Annotated in this window: 24 protein-coding genes; 10 read left to right on the top strand and 14 right to left on the bottom strand. The window is 39.3% G+C overall.

Going from position 1 to position 15,561, the window contains the following annotated elements; translation table 11 throughout:
• Nucleotides 1-21: 21 nt before the first annotated feature.
• The 5 genes from rimO to rpmB all read right to left on the bottom strand — a co-directional run bounded on the left by rimO (nt 22) and on the right by rpmB (nt 3,184).
• A complete protein-coding gene (rimO, locus tag A9970_RS15565; protein WP_182982944.1) occupies nt 22-1,359 on the bottom strand; it encodes a 30S ribosomal protein S12 methylthiotransferase RimO in 1,338 nt (445 codons plus the stop codon).
• A gap of 18 nt (nt 1,360-1,377) precedes the next feature.
• Entirely contained in the window at nt 1,378-2,340 is a 963-nt protein-coding gene (gene ftsY, locus A9970_RS15560) for a signal recognition particle-docking protein FtsY (RefSeq protein WP_046672598.1), read from the bottom strand.
• A gap of 139 nt (nt 2,341-2,479) precedes the next feature.
• Nucleotides 2,480-2,641, bottom strand: coding sequence for a DUF4295 domain-containing protein (locus A9970_RS15555; RefSeq protein WP_153845312.1), 162 nt, complete (start codon nt 2,639-2,641; stop codon nt 2,480-2,482).
• 51 nt (nt 2,642-2,692) lie between these two features.
• Nucleotides 2,693-2,875, bottom strand: a complete 183-nt coding sequence (rpmG, locus tag A9970_RS15550) for a 50S ribosomal protein L33 (RefSeq protein ID WP_002998409.1) — start codon at nt 2,873-2,875, stop codon at nt 2,693-2,695.
• A gap of 75 nt (nt 2,876-2,950) precedes the next feature.
• Nucleotides 2,951-3,184, bottom strand: a complete 234-nt coding sequence (rpmB, locus tag A9970_RS15545; RefSeq protein WP_046672597.1) for a 50S ribosomal protein L28 — start codon at nt 3,182-3,184, stop codon at nt 2,951-2,953.
• 217 nt (nt 3,185-3,401) lie between these two features.
• On the opposite strand from rpmB, the gene A9970_RS15540 reads away from it, so the two are divergent.
• The 3 genes from A9970_RS15540 to A9970_RS15530 all read left to right on the top strand — a co-directional run bounded on the left by A9970_RS15540 (nt 3,402) and on the right by A9970_RS15530 (nt 5,092).
• Complete coding sequence (locus tag A9970_RS15540; RefSeq protein ID WP_120335659.1) at nt 3,402-3,653, top strand: signal peptidase; 252 nt, start codon at nt 3,402-3,404, stop codon at nt 3,651-3,653.
• On the top strand, nt 3,637-4,359 hold the full coding sequence (gene recO, locus A9970_RS15535) for a DNA repair protein RecO (protein WP_088159768.1): 723 nt from the start codon (nt 3,637-3,639) through the stop codon (nt 4,357-4,359). Before A9970_RS15540 ends, recO begins: the two co-directional genes overlap by 17 nt.
• 244 nt (nt 4,360-4,603) lie before the next feature.
• Nucleotides 4,604-5,092 carry a DUF805 domain-containing protein gene (locus tag A9970_RS15530; protein WP_182982943.1) on the top strand — a complete coding sequence of 163 codons (489 nt, stop codon included), beginning with the start codon at nt 4,604-4,606 and terminating at the stop codon, nt 5,090-5,092.
• Nucleotides 5,093-5,226: 134 nt separating this feature from the next.
• On the opposite strand, the gene A9970_RS15525 is transcribed toward A9970_RS15530, so the two are convergent.
• Nucleotides 5,227-5,421 (bottom strand): quinol oxidase subunit 4, encoded by a 195-nt coding sequence (locus A9970_RS15525; protein ID WP_088163406.1) that lies wholly within the window; start codon nt 5,419-5,421, stop codon nt 5,227-5,229.
• A gap of 201 nt (nt 5,422-5,622) precedes the next feature.
• The gene (locus tag A9970_RS15520) at nt 5,623-5,814 is read right to left on the bottom strand and encodes a cold-shock protein (protein ID WP_046672593.1); all 192 of its coding nucleotides are present in this window, start codon (nt 5,812-5,814) and stop codon (nt 5,623-5,625) included.
• Nucleotides 5,815-5,976: 162 nt separating this feature from the next.
• Here A9970_RS15520 and A9970_RS15515 point away from each other — a divergent pair, with 162 nt between their 5' ends.
• The 6 genes from A9970_RS15515 to gcvT all read left to right on the top strand — a co-directional run bounded on the left by A9970_RS15515 (nt 5,977) and on the right by gcvT (nt 10,370).
• The gene (locus A9970_RS15515) at nt 5,977-6,693 is read left to right on the top strand and encodes an SIMPL domain-containing protein (protein WP_075990460.1); all 717 of its coding nucleotides are present in this window, start codon (nt 5,977-5,979) and stop codon (nt 6,691-6,693) included.
• 2 nt (nt 6,694-6,695) lie between these two features.
• A complete protein-coding gene (locus A9970_RS15510) occupies nt 6,696-7,187 on the top strand; it encodes a DUF4112 domain-containing protein (protein WP_075990459.1) in 492 nt (163 codons plus the stop codon).
• 145 nt (nt 7,188-7,332) lie between these two features.
• Nucleotides 7,333-7,701, top strand: a complete 369-nt coding sequence (locus A9970_RS15505) for a DUF4359 domain-containing protein (protein ID WP_075990458.1) — start codon at nt 7,333-7,335, stop codon at nt 7,699-7,701.
• 1 nt (nt 7,702) lies between these two features.
• Nucleotides 7,703-8,395: a pseudouridine synthase gene (locus A9970_RS15500; protein WP_153845310.1), complete on the top strand. Its 693-nt coding sequence runs from the start codon at nt 7,703-7,705 to the stop codon at nt 8,393-8,395.
• On the top strand, nt 8,389-9,207 hold the full coding sequence (locus tag A9970_RS15495) for a DUF6929 family protein (RefSeq protein ID WP_182982942.1): 819 nt from the start codon (nt 8,389-8,391) through the stop codon (nt 9,205-9,207). Before A9970_RS15500 ends, A9970_RS15495 begins: the two co-directional genes overlap by 7 nt.
• 80 nt (nt 9,208-9,287) lie before the next feature.
• Nucleotides 9,288-10,370: a glycine cleavage system aminomethyltransferase GcvT gene (gene gcvT, locus A9970_RS15490; RefSeq protein WP_153845308.1), complete on the top strand. Its 1,083-nt coding sequence runs from the start codon at nt 9,288-9,290 to the stop codon at nt 10,368-10,370.
• Between the two features lie 29 nt (nt 10,371-10,399).
• Here gcvT and A9970_RS15485 read toward each other — a convergent pair whose 3' ends face one another.
• From A9970_RS15485 to A9970_RS15480, 3 genes are read right to left on the bottom strand one after another with little or no spacing between them, the layout of a single operon-like run.
• Nucleotides 10,400-10,630 (bottom strand): DUF6358 family protein, encoded by a 231-nt coding sequence (locus tag A9970_RS15485; protein WP_182982941.1) that lies wholly within the window; start codon nt 10,628-10,630, stop codon nt 10,400-10,402.
• A 1-nt stretch (nt 10,631) separates the two neighbouring features.
• Nucleotides 10,632-10,931, bottom strand: a complete 300-nt coding sequence (locus A9970_RS28510) for a hypothetical protein (RefSeq protein WP_046672585.1) — start codon at nt 10,929-10,931, stop codon at nt 10,632-10,634.
• A 1-nt stretch (nt 10,932) separates the two neighbouring features.
• Nucleotides 10,933-11,247: a rhodanese-like domain-containing protein gene (locus A9970_RS15480; RefSeq protein WP_182982940.1), complete on the bottom strand. Its 315-nt coding sequence runs from the start codon at nt 11,245-11,247 to the stop codon at nt 10,933-10,935.
• Nucleotides 11,248-11,505: 258 nt separating this feature from the next.
• Here A9970_RS15480 and A9970_RS15475 point away from each other — a divergent pair, with 258 nt between their 5' ends.
• Nucleotides 11,506-12,810 (top strand): M20/M25/M40 family metallo-hydrolase, encoded by a 1,305-nt coding sequence (locus A9970_RS15475; RefSeq protein ID WP_182982939.1) that lies wholly within the window; start codon nt 11,506-11,508, stop codon nt 12,808-12,810.
• Here the strand turns inward: A9970_RS15475 and A9970_RS15470 are convergent.
• The 4 genes from A9970_RS15470 to A9970_RS15455 are packed head-to-tail and all read right to left on the bottom strand — an operon-like array spanning nt 12,807 to nt 15,554.
• Nucleotides 12,807-13,307, bottom strand: coding sequence for a GNAT family N-acetyltransferase (locus tag A9970_RS15470; protein WP_153845305.1), 501 nt, complete (start codon nt 13,305-13,307; stop codon nt 12,807-12,809). The two genes, A9970_RS15475 and A9970_RS15470, sit on opposite strands and share 4 nt — an antisense overlap.
• On the bottom strand, nt 13,304-13,882 hold the full coding sequence (locus A9970_RS15465; RefSeq protein WP_153845304.1) for a thiamine diphosphokinase: 579 nt from the start codon (nt 13,880-13,882) through the stop codon (nt 13,304-13,306). Before A9970_RS15465 ends, A9970_RS15470 begins: the two co-directional genes overlap by 4 nt.
• A 9-nt stretch (nt 13,883-13,891) precedes the next feature.
• Nucleotides 13,892-15,082, bottom strand: coding sequence for a M20 family metallopeptidase (locus A9970_RS15460; RefSeq protein ID WP_182982938.1), 1,191 nt, complete (start codon nt 15,080-15,082; stop codon nt 13,892-13,894).
• Between the two features lie 13 nt (nt 15,083-15,095).
• Nucleotides 15,096-15,554 carry an SPOR domain-containing protein gene (locus A9970_RS15455; RefSeq protein ID WP_153845302.1) on the bottom strand — a complete coding sequence of 153 codons (459 nt, stop codon included), beginning with the start codon at nt 15,552-15,554 and terminating at the stop codon, nt 15,096-15,098.
• Between the last annotated feature and the right edge of the window lie 7 nt (nt 15,555-15,561).

Genomic DNA, 15,561 nt, shown 5'->3' with positions numbered 1-15,561 from the left:
ATCATCTATAAGCTTTTAAACTTATTTCCTTACAATCTCACCATATAGATCGAAATCTTCAGCTCGGTCGATTTTTACCTGAACAAAATCACCAATACGTGCATAAGAATCTGCAGCAGGAATCAAAACTTCATTGTCAACTTCTGGAGAATCGTATTCTGTGCGGCCAATAAAGTAATCGCCGTCTACCCGATCAACCAATACTTTATACGTATTGCCCACTTTGGACTGATTGATATCATACGAAATACCTTGCTGTACTTCCATGATAGCTTCCACACGCTCTTCTTTTACTTCCTGTGGCACATTATCCTCTAGCGAATGTGCGTGCGTCTTTTCTTCATGAGAATAGGTAAAACAGCCTAACCTGTCAAAACGGGTCTCTTCAACCCAATCCAACATCTCCTGGAAATCCTGTTCAGTTTCACCTGGATAACCACAAATTAATGTCGTACGCAAGGCGATATCTGGAACTTTGTCACGTATTGCGTTGACAAGATCGATCTGTTTCTGTTTCGTTGTACCTCTTCGCATAGACTTCAACATCGGATCAGATATATGTTGCAATGGCATATCCAAGTAATTACAGATATTTGAACGTTCATTCATGGCGTCCAAAATATCCATTGGGAAACCCGAAGGATAGGCATACTGCAGTCTGATCCATTCGATACCATCAACATCTGACAAATGGCGCATTAAATCAGAAAGATTGCGCTTTCCATAGATATCTAAGCCATAATAGGTCAGGTCTTGTGCAATCAGAATCAATTCTTTCGTGCCATTCGACGCGAGAAATTTTGCTTCTTTCACAAGATCGTCAATGGATTTGGAAACGTGTTTACCGCGCATCAAGGGAATTGCACAAAAAGAGCAGGGACGGTTACATCCTTCAGCAATCTTAAAGTAAGAAAAATGCGAAGGTGTTGTCAATAAGCGTTCGCCCAACAATTCATGCCGATAATCAGCACCAATGGATGACAATAGCTCCGGTAAATCATTCGTACCGAAAAAGGCATCAACATTGGGGATTTCAGACTGCAGCTCTGGTTTATATCGTTCAGAAAGACAGCCTGTAACGATCACTTTATTGATTTTACCCTGATCTTTTAGATCCGAATATTGTAAGATCGCATCAATTGATTCCTGTTTGGCATTATCAATAAAACCGCAGGTATTGATGACAACAATATCATTCTCCTGTATATTGGATGCTTCATGCACGACTTCCATCTGATTGCCCTTTAACTGGCCCATCAGGACTTCACTATCGTGAATATTTTTCGAACAGCCCAAGGTCACCACATTGACACGTGGTTTATTGATCAAAGGCGCTGGTTTCGCGTATTTTGTCTTCATATGATTAGAAGGTAGACTCTATTTGAAAAGGGAGTCCACAAATTCCTTTTTGTTAAACAACTGAAGATCACCTATTTTCTCTCCTACACCAATGTATTTCACCGGGATCTTAAATTGATCAGATATACCAATAACCACCCCACCCTTAGCCGTTCCATCGAGTTTAGTCAATGCTAAGGCATTCACATCCGTTGCCTGCGTAAACTGCGTACATTGCTCAATGGCATTTTGTCCTGTCGATGCATCCAAGACCAACAAGATTTCATGTGGTGCACCTGGAACAACCTTCTGCATCACATTTTTGATCTTCGTGAGCTCATTCATGAGGCCAACCTTATTGTGCAAACGGCCTGCGGTATCAATGATACACACATCTTCACCATTTGCCACTGCCGATTTCACGGTATCATAGGCCACTGAAGCAGGATCCGAGCCCATTGCCTGAGCGACAACACGCACGCCAACACGCTCACCCCATAATTTAAGTTGATCAACAGCAGCTGCCCGAAAGGTATCCGCTGCCCCCAATACAACTTTGCTTCCAGCTTGTTTCAGCTGATGAGCCAGTTTGCCAATGGTCGTTGTTTTGCCAACCCCATTAACACCTACAACCATAATGACATATGGTTTATGATCGCCATAATTGAAATTCTCGAAATCAGCACTATTGTTCTCTGCCAGTAGCGTTTGAATTTCCTCTTTCAGGAGATTGTTTAGCTCAGAAGTAGAAACGTACTTATCGCGGGCAACACGGGCTTGTATGCGATCAATGATTTTTAAGGTAGTTGTAACCCCAACATCAGAAGTAACCAAAACTTCTTCCAGATTATCCAGCACATCGTCATCTACTGTTGACTTACCAACGACAGCTTTTGTAATCTTGGAAAGAAAGCCTTCTTTTGTTTTTTCCAAACCTTTATCTAAGGCCTGTTCTTCTTCTTGTGTTTGTGGTTTTTTCTTAAAAAAATCAAATAATCCCATGGAGTGTAGTAGTGAAAATTGATGTTCAAATATAAACAAATGTCCGCAACAAAAAAAGCCCTTTCGGTAGGATACCAAAACGGCTATTTTTATCGAATTCTTTTTAAAGAAAAACTTTAAAAAAGGAAAATGCTACTAGTTATTTTTGAGCTGCTGCAACTGCGTCTTTCACTTTATCGTTGTGAACCATACCTTCTTTGAAAGTATACGCGCCAGTTTTTGCAGATTTAGTAGTAATAATAACCTTTGTAAATTCTTTACCGCCACCTTTTTGTAACGATGCAACTGCTTTCTTTGCCATGGTATATTAATATTTTACTTAGCTTCTCTTTCAAGTGCTAAGATGTGTGACTTACTTAATTTCTTTATGAACAGTAACTTTTCTCAATACTGGGTTGAATTTTTTCAATTCCAAACGCTCAGTTGTGTTCTTTTTGTTTTTAGTAGTGATGTAACGAGACATTCCCGGAAGACCACTTTCTTTGTGTTCAGTACATTCTAAGATAACTTGTACTCTATTTCCTTTTTTAGCCATTGTTTTACTTTATTTTGATCCTATTATAGGATTGAAATTCATGAATAATCTTAATGTAACAGGCGCGACAATCAATTAGATTGACCCTTTAACGATAAATTTATTGATCGCTGCTGTAATCCCGTTCTTGTTGATAGTCTTGATAGCAGAAGTAGATACTTTTAACGTAATCCAACGATCTTCTTCTGGAATGTAAAAACGTTTCGTTTGTAAATTTGGATAGAATTTACGTTTAGTTTTAACGTTTGAGTGAGAAACGTTATTTCCTGTTAACGCCGCTTTGCCTGTTAAATCACAAATTCTTGACATGATATTATTTTTTTGTTGTCTTTATTACAATATGTTAATCCTTTGCACTCTCTGCAAAGAGTTTGCAAATATCTATATTTTTTTTTGGATAAGCAACAAGATAATTGGAATTATTTTTAAAAATAGTTCTACATAGGAATGGTAAGGGCAAAAATAAAGGATTTTATTGTATTATATTTGCTCTGTAAAGAAAAATAGTTTTCAACAATTCACATTTATGAACAAATATCTTCGCAAAGGCTTAAGGGAAATAATCATCGGTGTCGTACTTGTAATCTTGGGATATTATCTCATGGAACAGCGCTCCAATTGGTATAAACTCGCTATGCTTGTCGGAGTTATTGCATTTAGTATCGGTGTCCTGACTTTAATCTATCGCATGATTCGTAAGGTAGACCGAAATGCCATTATTGAGATGCGTGAAGAATCGCATAAAAAAGATAAAGAAGGAGATGCTGAACAAAACTAGGGGTATAGTCTTAAAAACAACCAACTATTCGGAAAGTAGCCTTGTGGCACAGCTATACACCGAACAGTTTGGCATGCAATCCTATCTCATTACTGGCGCAAGGAAGCCTAAAGCAAAGATCAAGGCCAATATCCTTCAACCCTTACATTTATTGGAAATTGTCGCTACACATAAAGATAATGGTTCATTACAGCGGATCTCCGAAGCTCGTCAAGTCCCTGTTTTGCAAGAAATTCCTTATGATATTGTCAAAAGCTCGCTCGCTCTTTTTCTAAATGAAATACTCTATAAAATTCTGAAGGAACAAGAAACTGACCATTATCTTTTTGAATTCATCCACCAATCTATCCGTTGGCTGGATGAAACGCATTTAAATCTGGCCAATTTTCACCTTGTTTTTCTAATCAAGCTAACCCGTTTTCTCGGGTTTTATCCAGCTGAATCTAAGCAGGCCCATCCTTATTTTAATCTTCATGAAGCTACCTTCTCAAATAGCCTTCCTGAACATCCACTTGTATTACAGGAACCACATACGTCTATTTTCAGAAATTTAATCGAATCCGAATATTCGAATTGCGACCGCATCAAAATGAGCAGTTCTGATCGTCAATTCCTATTGGAAAAAGTACTCGACTTCTATCGTCTGCACCGTACAAATTTTAAAGAAATAAAATCACTCTATATACTCGAGGAAATTTTTAGATAAGCCACAACAGCTTTACCGTTCGAAAGCTAATTCCATTGGGCCGTCAGGTCCAACGTAGCGGATGAACGTGGCGCAAAATGAATATATATCCCTCCGATCAAACCCAGCAACTGTAGCTCTGCCAAACACTTACCCTTTTATAATAATTGTTCTCTCAGATAAATTCTTGGTACATTTATTGTAACAAAGTTGAAATAACATTTGGTTTACTAACATCATTTTCACCTAAAAAACTCTTAAAGATATGGAACTTAAAGAAAACTTTTTAAAGGTTGTTCGAGACAACTATGCCAACTTTGAAGGAAGAGCCCGCCGAAAGGAATATTGGATGTTTTTCCTTGCAAATCTTATCATTAGCGCAGTATTTGGAATACTGGGACAAATTGCAAGCTTATTTACGTATGTCTCAGGCTTAGTAAGTTTAGCTTTACTAATTCCAGGGATAGCCGTTACGGTCCGAAGACTGCACGACACCAATAAATCGGGCTGGTTTATATTAGTCGCCTTGATTCCATTTATTGGTTGGATCTATCTGCTTTACTTATTGGTATTGGAAGGTGACAAAGGTCCAAATCAATACGGCCCTGACCCCAAAGCCCTGGAGAATGAAACGAATCATCCTTTTACTCAAAGCCAAGATCCTTTTGGTTCTTCTCGGCCACAGGATCCATTCGGAAGTTCGCAACCTTCGAATCCTGCGCCACCAGCACCCGATAAAGATCCCTTTGCTTAAGGATAACCCATATAAAAAGCGCTTTCACAAAATTGTGAAAGCGCTTTTTATTTAAATTCTATTTTTGATCTTTTCCGACCAATTAACGAAAATTCACAGCCCCAAGAATTGATAACGGATTTGATTCTCTAGAATTAATATCTATTCTTTTTCTTTTGTTGCCCGGGAGCAAAATCACGAGCAGACTGCTCTCCGTAGTATTTTTTAGCCTGACCTGGCGGCATTTTTTTCGGACCTCGGCCATGGCTGTGGCCATGATGGGTGGAATAACATGCCGACATGGAAACTGCTATTACAACAGAAAGAACCAATAATAAAGTGCGTTTCATCTTAATCTCCATATTTTAAACACTTCATTACAATTATCAGTCCAAAATGTTTAACCGACCATAACAACCGCCCCCGCGCTTACTCTTTGGAATTGCCAATGCTAAAGGATAATATTGATCCTGGCTCATGAAATATAACTGCATAAAAAAGCCCATGCTGTTCGCATAGGCCTTTTCACAATAAATATATCTTCAATCTAATTAGATAACTCTTACATTTACCGCATTAAGACCTTTACGGCCTTGTTCAACTTCGTAAGATACATTGTCATTCTCACGAACTTTGTCTACTAATCCAGAAACGTGAACAAAAATTTCGCTCTCGCCTGAGTTAGGGATGATGAAACCGAAACCTTTGGTCTCATTAAAGAATTTTACTTTACCTTCTTGCATGGCACTATATTATTAATTTCCCTAAAGGTATAGAAATAAAATCAAAAATCTTAACCTTTTTATTTTTTTTATCCGTTAAACTTTTTCATCAACTTTGGCTCCAATCTTGTAGCAAAGCGATAATAGCAATCGTATTATTATAAAAACTTTAAGACAAAAAACATGAAAAAAATACTTTTAGGACTTGCCTTTTTAGGTTTGATGACTCAATTAAACGCGCAACAAATGGTTAATAAAGAATTTGTATCCACGGTAGGCCGTGCAGAAGAGGAAGTAACTCCCGATATCATCTACATCGATGTGACACTGAAAGAGTTTTATGAGAATGGTAACACCAAGAAAAAAGCTGCAATAGACAAATTAGAAAAGGATCTATTTGATTCGGCAACAAAAGCTGGTGTCAAAAAAGAGGATTTTACCATCCAGAATATCTGGAGTTATAACGTTCCGGATAAAAAGAAAAAAGATACAGACATTCTACTTTCGAGACAGTACCGTATCAAGGTAACCAACTTGAATAATTTGGATCAATTACTAGATGGAGTCGACAAAGCAGGGATCCAAAGCACTTATATCAGTGAATATGACTATTCGAAGAAAAAAGAACTGGAAAAAAGTTTAAAAACCAAAGCAGTATTGGATGCCAAAGCTAATGCACAGATTCTAGCAGAAGCAGCAGGTCAAAAAATTGGCAAAGCTATCGTATTATCTGAAACACCGCAACAAATTATATTTGGCGTTCAACCGATGATGCGTAACGCGATGTATAAAGGCGCCATGGCCGAAGCTGCAGATAGTGCTGCTGGCAATGGGCTTGATTTAAATATCAGACCGATGAAAGTAACGAGTGAGATCAGCGCTTCGTTCGAGTTATTGTAATCATGCACAGAGAAAAAACTCCAGCAGATAAATTAAAACAAATTGACCAAGATTTCGGTTGGATCGACCGAATATCTTGGTTAATGGATAATCAGTTTAAAATTGGAGGATTTCGGTTTGGCTTAGATCCGCTGTTAAATCTTATTCCCCTAGGAGGAGCAATAGCGGGTTTTGGAACATCACTAGTCTTAGTAATAGCCATGTGGCGTAATGGCGCCAGCCCCAAGCTCGTTATACGCATGCTCCTTAATATTTCCCTGGATGCAATTCTTGGTAGCATTCCTTTCCTCGGAAACCTGCTCGATTTTTTTAGCAAAGCCAACGAAAAGAATATCAAATTACTGAGACAACATTATTATGAAGGAAAACATACGGGTTCGGGTATCGGAATCGTCATCAGTATCCTGATTGTCTTTTTCTTACTCATCGCTGTTACATTGTATCTTATTTGGACATTATTCTCCTGGGCTTTTTCGCTGCTAAATGGTATCTAATGCCAGCAACTCCCGTCATTCTCCCACTAAAATAGAATCCTTGGTATTTCTGGGGAAACAATGACCTATATCTAATATCTATTTAATAATTTTGATGTCGATAGTCATCCCGTTATGGCATCCAAAACTTAATCTCGAATTTAAAATGAGTAAAAAAAGAATATTTGCACTGATTTTGATCGTCGTCATGCTGGCCGCAATTTTGACTAACCCCAGCAAAGAGGAACATGAAAAAATTGTACGTGCGAAAGCTGAACAGCTATTGAAAAGCCAGCTTCATGCAAAAGATCAGGAATTTTTCGGATTGGGGATGCAGCTTTTTGGCAACGACATTGTCGATAGATTTATTCAAACTTCGGTCGTGGTAGACAACTACTATTTGTTTTCCTTGACAAAAATAAAATGGCAGGGCACCGAACAGATCATAGGCGGAGGAGCCTTCAAACATATTTGGCTAAGCCCAAAAATTGATGAAAAAGCAGATGAAATTATTGCTGCATTGAAAAAGATCTAATATGCCTTTAGAAATACTTTACGAAGACGAATCCATCGTTGCAATCAATAAACCGCATGGACTATTGGTACACCGATCTTCTATTGCGCGCGATGCTTCAGAGTTTGCGCTACAGCTACTTCGGGACCAACTAGGAAAAACAGTTTATCCCGCACATCGTTTGGACAGGAAGACTGGAGGCATACTGCTATTTTCGCTAAATAAGGAGACTGACCAATATTTACAAAAAAGTTTTCAGGAGCGTAAGGTCGACAAAAAATACCTCGCCGTCCTCAGGGGCTTCGCGCCAGCAGAAGGTCTGATTGATTATCCCTTAAAAAGGGACGATGGTACGGTTCAGGAAGCGCAAACATCTTTTCGTTTACTTGCTCAAAGCGAGCTGGCAGTTCCCTTCGGAAAATTTCCGACATCGCGATATAGTCTCGTCGAAGCCAATCCAATTACAGGTCGGATGCATCAGTTACGTCGACATTTTGCTCATATCTTCCATCCTATTATCGGCGATCGCCCGCACGGATGCAACAAACAAAATAAGTTCTGGAAAGAAACGTACCAAATGGATACCATGCTATTACATGCATCAGAGCTGACCTTTAAACATCCTTTATCAGGCGAAGACGTTCATATCAAATCTGCCCTACAACCAGATTTTGTGCGAGTATTGGAAATATTAAACCTCAACGAAGTATGTTAAAGTTAATTCTCGAAGCCTTTATCAGCATATCCGGTATTACTGCAGCTTCTGGCATTGTCTATCAGGATAGGCAGATCCATATCGTTTCTGACAATAGCAATTACCTCTATAGCTATAATCTCACAGACCAGAAGTTGTCTAAAACGGTACTCCGGCAGTCTGATCCGATGGAAAACATTGCTAAAGCAGCTAAAATGGATTTGGAGTCGATCACTTTCGATGGTAACCGCTACTATCTCTACGGTTCGGGATCTACACAAAATAGAAACAGCCGTTTTATTTGGGACGGCAAAACAGTCCTTCAGGAAGACTACAGTAAAATCTATTCTTCCTTAATGGAAAAATTCAGTATTTCCAAAGAAGACTTCAATATTGAAGGCGTTGTTCATTTAAAAGATAAGATCTTATTTTTTAACCGGGGAAATGGTCCTAAAGGCACAAATGCCATTTTAGAGTATCACCCGCTTTCTCCTAACCGGTCTCGTTGTATCCCGATTGAACTACCCAAGCTAAATGGCATACCGACAGGCTTCTCAGATGCAACTCTGGTTGGAAATGAAATCTATTTTATCGCTACCGCCGAAGACGCAAAATCGACTTATCTGGATGGAGAAATCGGTGGTTCCCTTCTTGGAAAAATACCTTCAGATCTTTCTGGTAAACCCGAGACATTCGAAATTCCTGAAAAGCATAAATTTGAAGGAATCACCTTGAAAGAGGAGACGGCCCAAGGTCTAGTTTTCCTGCTGTGTGAGGATACCGATAGCGAAGATGATAATATGACCATCTATTCACTCCAGGTAAGCAATTAAATCGATTGTTCTAAAATGGATTCACAGTGAGGAATCACGTATATTTTATTAAATTTGTAGCTGATTAAAACTTAATTTTTATGTTAAAAAATACTGCCCTTTCGGAGACGCACATTGCTTTAGGAGCAAAAATGGTTCCCTTTGCAGGCTTCAACATGCCCGTACAATACACAGGCATCAATGATGAGCACGAAACAGTTCGCACAGGTGTAGGAGTTTTTGATGTAAGCCACATGGGTGAATTCATCCTAAAAGGTGAAAAAGCCCTGGATCTACTTCAAAAAATCTCTTCCAATGATGTGTCAAAATTATACGATGGCAAAGTTCAATATGCTTATATCCCCAATGAAACTGGCGGTGTAGTTGATGACTTCCTAACATACCGTATAGACGATAAGACATATTTTTTGGTTGTGAATGCGTCAAATATTGAGAAAGATTGGAACTGGATCTCCAAGTACAATACAGATGGTGTAGAGATGAAGAATATCTCGGATCAAACCTCTTTATTTGCGGTACAAGGTCCTAAGGCTGCGGATGCACTTCAATCGCTTACAGATATCGAATTAGCTCCAATGGAATACTACACCTTCGCAAAAGGTACATTTGCAGGTGTAGAGAATGTGTTGGTCTCTGCAACAGGATATACTGGCGCTGGAGGTTTTGAAATCTATGTGGCCAATGAAGATGCCCAAAAAGTGTGGGATGCTGTTTTTGAAGCAGGTAAAGCTTATGGAATCAAACCAATTGGTTTAGGTGCCCGTGATACTTTACGTCTAGAAATGGGTTTCTGCCTGTACGGAAATGATATCGACGATAATACATCTCCTTTAGAAGGCGGTTTAGGCTGGGTAACGAAGTTTACAAAAGACTTTGTGAATTCTGCGGCGCTTAAAGCGGAAAAAGAAGCTGGTCTAAAGAAAAAGCTTGTTGGTTTCGAGATGATTGACAGAGGCATTCCTCGTCATGATTACGAAATCGTCGATGCTGATGGAAATGTAATTGGACGTGTTACTTCAGGTACGCAATCACCAACATTGAAAAAATCAATCGGTTTAGGTTATGTGGATACAGCCTTTTCAAAAGACGGCACCGAGATCTTCATTCTGATCCGTAATCAAAAAATAAAAGCAAAAGTAACAAAACCACCATTTGTGAAGTAATAAAAAAAGCCTGCTTAAAGCAGGCTTTTTTACTTCTTCTTTTGTTTTGTAGTAGGTTGCTGTTTATCGCTTTCTTTTTGTTGAATAAGCGATCGAACTCGTTTGCTTAAAACAACGCGGAGGTAGATCAAAACCACCAAAAAGGCGATGGATAATCCCGTTACCAACATGTTGCCGGCCTTATACCCTTCAAAACCACTGTAAACTAAAAATACAATAGCCAAACTCAACACTATATTTAGAAAAAAATACTTTAACATATTACTTTTTTATTAATCCCAATACCCGTTGTCTCCATCCTCCAAAGAAATAGAATGCCCCCCCAACAATGTTTAATAAAACGATCGTCAAAGCCATCAGCATCCTTTCTGTGTTAGAAATTGTCCTCGAAAGCATGATTTCCCGTAGAACCAATATTACCCATAGGAGAGACAATAAAATGGAAAGGCTACCTAATATAGGGAATATACCAAGGTTAAATAATCGCGCTAAAATAGCTACGCTATAAAAAGCAAGACTAAACAAGAAAGCTTGCTTAGTCTGATGCTCCAAATTCTTCATCTTAATAAACGTCTAACTCTGGATCGATTTCCTCTTTCCAAGCTAAAATTCCGCCTTTTAAGTTTGCAAGATTGTCAAAACCCTGTTGTTCCAATAACATAATCGCCTGTGCAGAACGTTTTCCAGAACGGCATTGTACGATAACAGGTTTATCTTTCGCAATCTTATCAGCTTCGATCAATATACCTGAAAGTGGAATGTTCAATCCATTTAAATTTGATACTTCATACTCAAAGGATTCACGAACGTCTATCAACTGAAAATCTTCTTTGTTATCGATTTTATCCTTTAATTCTTGTACAGATACTTCTTTCATTTTCAAACTATTTAATATTCAAATATACTACATTTTTTCCGAAAGTGTTCGCTTTCATGGATGCTCAAAATCAGTCATTGTTCGTGAGAATAGCATAAAATATACCTCAATTTTTAGTGTATTAACGGCGTTAGAAATGCTAGAGGGGTTTTCCCTATCTTCGCATCATTTTGTCTGGATCATTTTAGGAAGTTTTTTGCATGCCCAATTCGCTTGTAGAATTTTCCTTATCTTCACCCCGACTTTACTAAGCTTTATATGAATTCAATACCTAAAATTATACTGTCTGTATCTTTACTAGCACTCTCGGCAGTAACTTATGGACAGCAAGTCATTTCCGCACAGGAACGCCAAGATGTGAGCCGCATACTCAATACCTTAGCCGCCGACGATATGCGCGGTAGGTCTGCGCTGACAAAAGACATCGAACCAGCAGCAGATTTTATCGCTGCTGAAATGAAGAGAATAGGCCTTACCCCCTACGCAGAACAAAATTATAGGCAAACATTCCAATTGGATAAAATCTCTCCGGTAAGCAAATCCGCAACCATCAATAAGCAGATTATTCCAGCTGACCATATTATTTCACTTGGAAATCACGTGGATTTACAGTGGGATAATCAAAGTAGCCTTAACATCGTCGAAATAAAATCGGGCGATGATTTTGCGAAAGTATTTAGAGAACATTCACTAGCCAAAGAAAATACACTTGTCTTGGTAGATCCTTCCTTTGAAAGCTATTTTGTACGTTTTGGTCAAATGCTCAACGCTCCAAAATTTATAGAGGAATCCACCAAACAAAAACCATCGATTGTCTACCTTTTGACAGCGGAAAAGCCCAAAACATTTCAAATTCATATTGAACGGAAACTTCAAAATTTCCCCTTGTTTAATGTGGCGGGAATCATCCCCGGAAAAAGTAAACCGAACGAATACATTATCTTTTCGGGACATTACGATCACATTGGCATCCTTCCGGCAGTCGGCCAAGATTCTATTGCCAATGGCGCCGATGACGATGCCTCGGGCGTAACAGCTATGTTGACCCTGGCAGATTACTACAAAAAACAGAATAAAAATGAAAGGACCCTTATTTTTGTCGCCTTTACCGCTGAAGAGCTTGGCATGTATGGCTCAAAATATTTTTCCAACCATATCAATGCGGACCAGGTAGTCGCGATGATCAATATGGAAATGATTGGAAAAGATTCAAAATTCGGCCCCAATACAGTGTATATTACGGGATATGATCAATCCAATCTTGGTGAATTGATGCAGGAGAATCTGAAAAATACAACCTTCAAATTCTACCCAGATCCTTATACTAAACAGAATCTGTTTTACCGTAGTGACAATGCAGTATTAGCGGCTAAGGGAGTTCCGGCACATTCGTTCTCAACCTCTCAAATGGATAAGGATGAATACTACCACACCGTAAAAGATGAGGTATCTACGCTAAACGTTCAGAACATTATTTCCAGTATAGAAGCGATCGCGATAGGTACCTCGGGAATTGTAGAAGGCAGACAAACACCTTCCCGCGTCGAAAAACTAAAAGATTAAGAAACAGCCGAAGCTTTTACTTTCCTTTGCATGACATAATCGTTTAGCACATAGTCATAATAAGGAATATCAATAGTTTCAATGACCTCAAAGCCCTGCTTTAAATAGAAATGGTAAGCAGGGTTATTTCTATTTACATTCAGTTCAAGAATACCTTTACCTTTTAGCAATGTTTTTTCTGCAGCGAAGTCTATCAGCGCCTTTCCGAAACCTTTTCCTTGAACATTAGGCATCAAGTAGATCTTTTCAATACGGACGCGATCTTCAAGAGTTCTCAAGGCTATAAATCCCTGTCCGATACCATCTTCTTTCAAAACATAAAAAAATTGGCCATTAACCATGCTTTCTGCAAGTCCTTCAACGGTATAGCTTTTTTCCAGCATAAAGTCTATCTGATCCTGCGAAAGTATCTCTCCATAAGTAACTGGCCAAATAATATGAGCCATATTTGAAATGCTTCTGATATCGCTTTGTTCTGCCAATTCTATTGTTATCATGCGATCTTTTCTCCTATTAAAATGTATTTTACATGGGAAAATTTAAGGGCAAATAGGCCGTCTTTTTCCATTTCGTATTCGTTGTCACCAATCTTAATCAAGCCTTCGTGTGTATTTTTTTCATCAGCATCAAGTCCCTCAATTCGGATCCTTTCCCCTGCCGGCTTCCATTTGGTGAATCCCGTTGTCACAAAACAATAGCGAACCCCATTCGTGATAAGGACAACATTAATCTGCTCAAGATAGGGCTCGTAATACGCCACATCAAGCTGATCGGTCAAGATATTCACCGCTTTATAATGATGTGCTATAAGGTATTCAATAGCTGTCCTTAGAAAAGCATTCTTATAGGAAATTACCTTCAGATTCTCCTGTGACGCGTTAATGGTATTTTTTGTAAAAACAATATCGAACTTATACCCTCGTGCATCCAGTAAATCCATTGTTCCTTCTTCGATTACAATGGTTGGGCTCCATTCCAGTAGCTGGCCCAAATCCTCTTCATCAATAAGGAAAAGATCTTCAATCAGTAATGCGGGTTCCTGATTTTCGCGGACAATATGATGAGATGACATAGGTTCTATTTAATAACCGAGCCTACGCAAGGTAATGTATGCCATCAATCCCGTACTGATCTCCAACGAGCTTTCGTCCACATCAAAGGTAGGCGTATGAACAGCTGAAGAGATCCCTCGCGCTGCGTTACCTGTACCCAAACGATAGAAACAAGCATTAATTTCTTGTGAATAATAGGAAAAATCCTCCGCGGCAGGCCATAGATCTAAGTCTACAACATTTTCCTTACCGAGATATTCTTCTGCAAAAGTCCGTGCACTTTTAGTCAATTGAGGTTCGTTTATTAAAAAAGGATATCCCTTACGGACCTCAAATTCACAAATTGCCCCCATACTTTCAGCAATGCCGACAGCAATTTTTACCATTCTTTCATGCGCCTCAGCACGCCACTCCTCGTCAAATGTGCGAAATGTACCTTCCAGATATACCTGATCAGGAATAATATTTGTCGCTCCATTGGCTATAATCTTTCCAAAAGATAACACCGTTGGGGTACGTGGATCTGCAAATCGACTAGCGATCTGTTGCAAAGCGGTAATGATCTGTGCTGTAATAACAATTGGATCAATGTTTTGATGCGGATGTGCACCATGCCCGCCCCTGCCTTTGACTGTCATAAACAGTTCATCGCAGGAAGCCATATATTTTCCCTCACGGAAACCAACCTTGCCTACCTCAATAAAGGGCATCACATGCTGTCCTATAATAGCCGAAGGCGCAGGATTCTGCAAAGCGCCCGCTTTGATCATTAGGGAAGCTCCTCCCGGCAAGCGCTCCTCGCCAGGCTGGAAGATCAATTTGATCGTTCCTCCAAATTCGGCTTTCAGGCTATTTAATATTTTAGCTGTCCCCAAAAGAGAAGAGGTATGTACATCATGGCCACAGGCATGCATCACTCCTGGGTTCTTGGACCCATATGAACGGCCCTCCACTTCCTGAATTGGTAAAGCATCCATATCTGCCCGTAACGCAATAACTTCATCTGATGGTAGGTCACCTTTGATTAAAGCGACAATGCCCGTATCAGCTTTAGCCTCATAAGGAATTCCCAATTCATCCAATTGCGCTTTTACAAATGCCGAGGTATTGTATTCTTCGAAGGAAAGTTCAGGATTCTGATGAAGATGTCTACGATTGGAAACCGTATCTTCAAAATATTGATGAGCTAAGGCCAGGACTTTTTCTTTCGTACTTGCCATAAGGTTGATTGATTTATTGATATACAAAAACGTTCTCTGAAAAAACAAAGACGTTGCTAAAATATTGACGTAACTCGCGCATGAAGGCATTTGCCTCAGAGCGACTTCTAAAATCTCCTACCTTAACGCGATAATTAGGTTCATCATAGGTGATATAGGTATCAATATCTTTATACATGCTTCGGAAACGTGTCTGCTCCGAAAATGCCTGATTCCGGTTAGATCCAGCGAAGATCTGTACGCGGAATCCCCTTACTTTGACCCGTGTTGCCGCTGAGCGGACGATAGGTTTGGAAGGGACTACTGTCGTTTTGCTTTCGACAGGATTGATCCCCATAGCTGCCCTGAAATTTTGAAGCTGTGTAATCAATGAATCTTTGGTTACAATTACTCCACCTTTTTCTTGTGCGTTCACCTGAACTAGCGCAAACAACACAAGTGCATGTATGAAAATCAATCCTCTCTTCAGCATAGTTTAA

Source organism: Sphingobacterium sp. UME9 (assembly GCF_014170215.1).
GTDB lineage: Bacteria > Bacteroidota > Bacteroidia > Sphingobacteriales > Sphingobacteriaceae > Sphingobacterium > Sphingobacterium paramultivorum.
The sequence above is the reverse complement of the archived record's forward strand: the minus strand, read 5'-3'. Positions and strand labels throughout refer to the sequence as shown.

Bases quoted from the DNA above. Each gene is read 5' to 3' on its own strand.
- rimO (WP_182982944.1), bottom strand. From the start codon at position 1,359: ATGAAGACAAAATACGCGAAACCAGCGCCTTTGATCAATAAACCACGT.
- ftsY (WP_046672598.1), bottom strand. From the start codon at position 2,340: ATGGGATTATTTGATTTTTTTAAGAAAAAACCACAAACACAAGAAGAA.
- A9970_RS15555 (WP_153845312.1), bottom strand. From the start codon at position 2,641: ATGGCAAAGAAAGCAGTTGCATCGTTACAAAAAGGTGGCGGTAAAGAA.
- rpmG (WP_002998409.1), bottom strand. From the start codon at position 2,875: ATGGCTAAAAAAGGAAATAGAGTACAAGTTATCTTAGAATGTACTGAA.
- rpmB (WP_046672597.1), bottom strand. From the start codon at position 3,184: ATGTCAAGAATTTGTGATTTAACAGGCAAAGCGGCGTTAACAGGAAAT.
- A9970_RS15540 (WP_120335659.1), top strand. From the start codon at position 3,402: ATGAACAAATATCTTCGCAAAGGCTTAAGGGAAATAATCATCGGTGTC.
- recO (WP_088159768.1), top strand. From the start codon at position 3,637: ATGCTGAACAAAACTAGGGGTATAGTCTTAAAAACAACCAACTATTCG.
- A9970_RS15530 (WP_182982943.1), top strand. From the start codon at position 4,604: ATGGAACTTAAAGAAAACTTTTTAAAGGTTGTTCGAGACAACTATGCC.
- A9970_RS15525 (WP_088163406.1), bottom strand. From the start codon at position 5,421: ATGAAACGCACTTTATTATTGGTTCTTTCTGTTGTAATAGCAGTTTCC.
- A9970_RS15520 (WP_046672593.1), bottom strand. From the start codon at position 5,814: ATGCAAGAAGGTAAAGTAAAATTCTTTAATGAGACCAAAGGTTTCGGT.
- A9970_RS15515 (WP_075990460.1), top strand. From the start codon at position 5,977: ATGAAAAAAATACTTTTAGGACTTGCCTTTTTAGGTTTGATGACTCAA.
- A9970_RS15510 (WP_075990459.1), top strand. From the start codon at position 6,696: ATGCACAGAGAAAAAACTCCAGCAGATAAATTAAAACAAATTGACCAA.
- A9970_RS15505 (WP_075990458.1), top strand. From the start codon at position 7,333: ATGAGTAAAAAAAGAATATTTGCACTGATTTTGATCGTCGTCATGCTG.
- A9970_RS15500 (WP_153845310.1), top strand. From the start codon at position 7,703: ATGCCTTTAGAAATACTTTACGAAGACGAATCCATCGTTGCAATCAAT.
- A9970_RS15495 (WP_182982942.1), top strand. From the start codon at position 8,389: ATGTTAAAGTTAATTCTCGAAGCCTTTATCAGCATATCCGGTATTACT.
- gcvT (WP_153845308.1), top strand. From the start codon at position 9,288: ATGTTAAAAAATACTGCCCTTTCGGAGACGCACATTGCTTTAGGAGCA.
- A9970_RS15485 (WP_182982941.1), bottom strand. From the start codon at position 10,630: ATGTTAAAGTATTTTTTTCTAAATATAGTGTTGAGTTTGGCTATTGTA.
- A9970_RS28510 (WP_046672585.1), bottom strand. From the start codon at position 10,931: ATGAAGAATTTGGAGCATCAGACTAAGCAAGCTTTCTTGTTTAGTCTT.
- A9970_RS15480 (WP_182982940.1), bottom strand. From the start codon at position 11,247: ATGAAAGAAGTATCTGTACAAGAATTAAAGGATAAAATCGATAACAAA.
- A9970_RS15475 (WP_182982939.1), top strand. From the start codon at position 11,506: ATGAATTCAATACCTAAAATTATACTGTCTGTATCTTTACTAGCACTC.
- A9970_RS15470 (WP_153845305.1), bottom strand. From the start codon at position 13,307: ATGATAACAATAGAATTGGCAGAACAAAGCGATATCAGAAGCATTTCA.
- A9970_RS15465 (WP_153845304.1), bottom strand. From the start codon at position 13,882: ATGTCATCTCATCATATTGTCCGCGAAAATCAGGAACCCGCATTACTG.
- A9970_RS15460 (WP_182982938.1), bottom strand. From the start codon at position 15,082: ATGGCAAGTACGAAAGAAAAAGTCCTGGCCTTAGCTCATCAATATTTT.
- A9970_RS15455 (WP_153845302.1), bottom strand. From the start codon at position 15,554: ATGCTGAAGAGAGGATTGATTTTCATACATGCACTTGTGTTGTTTGCG.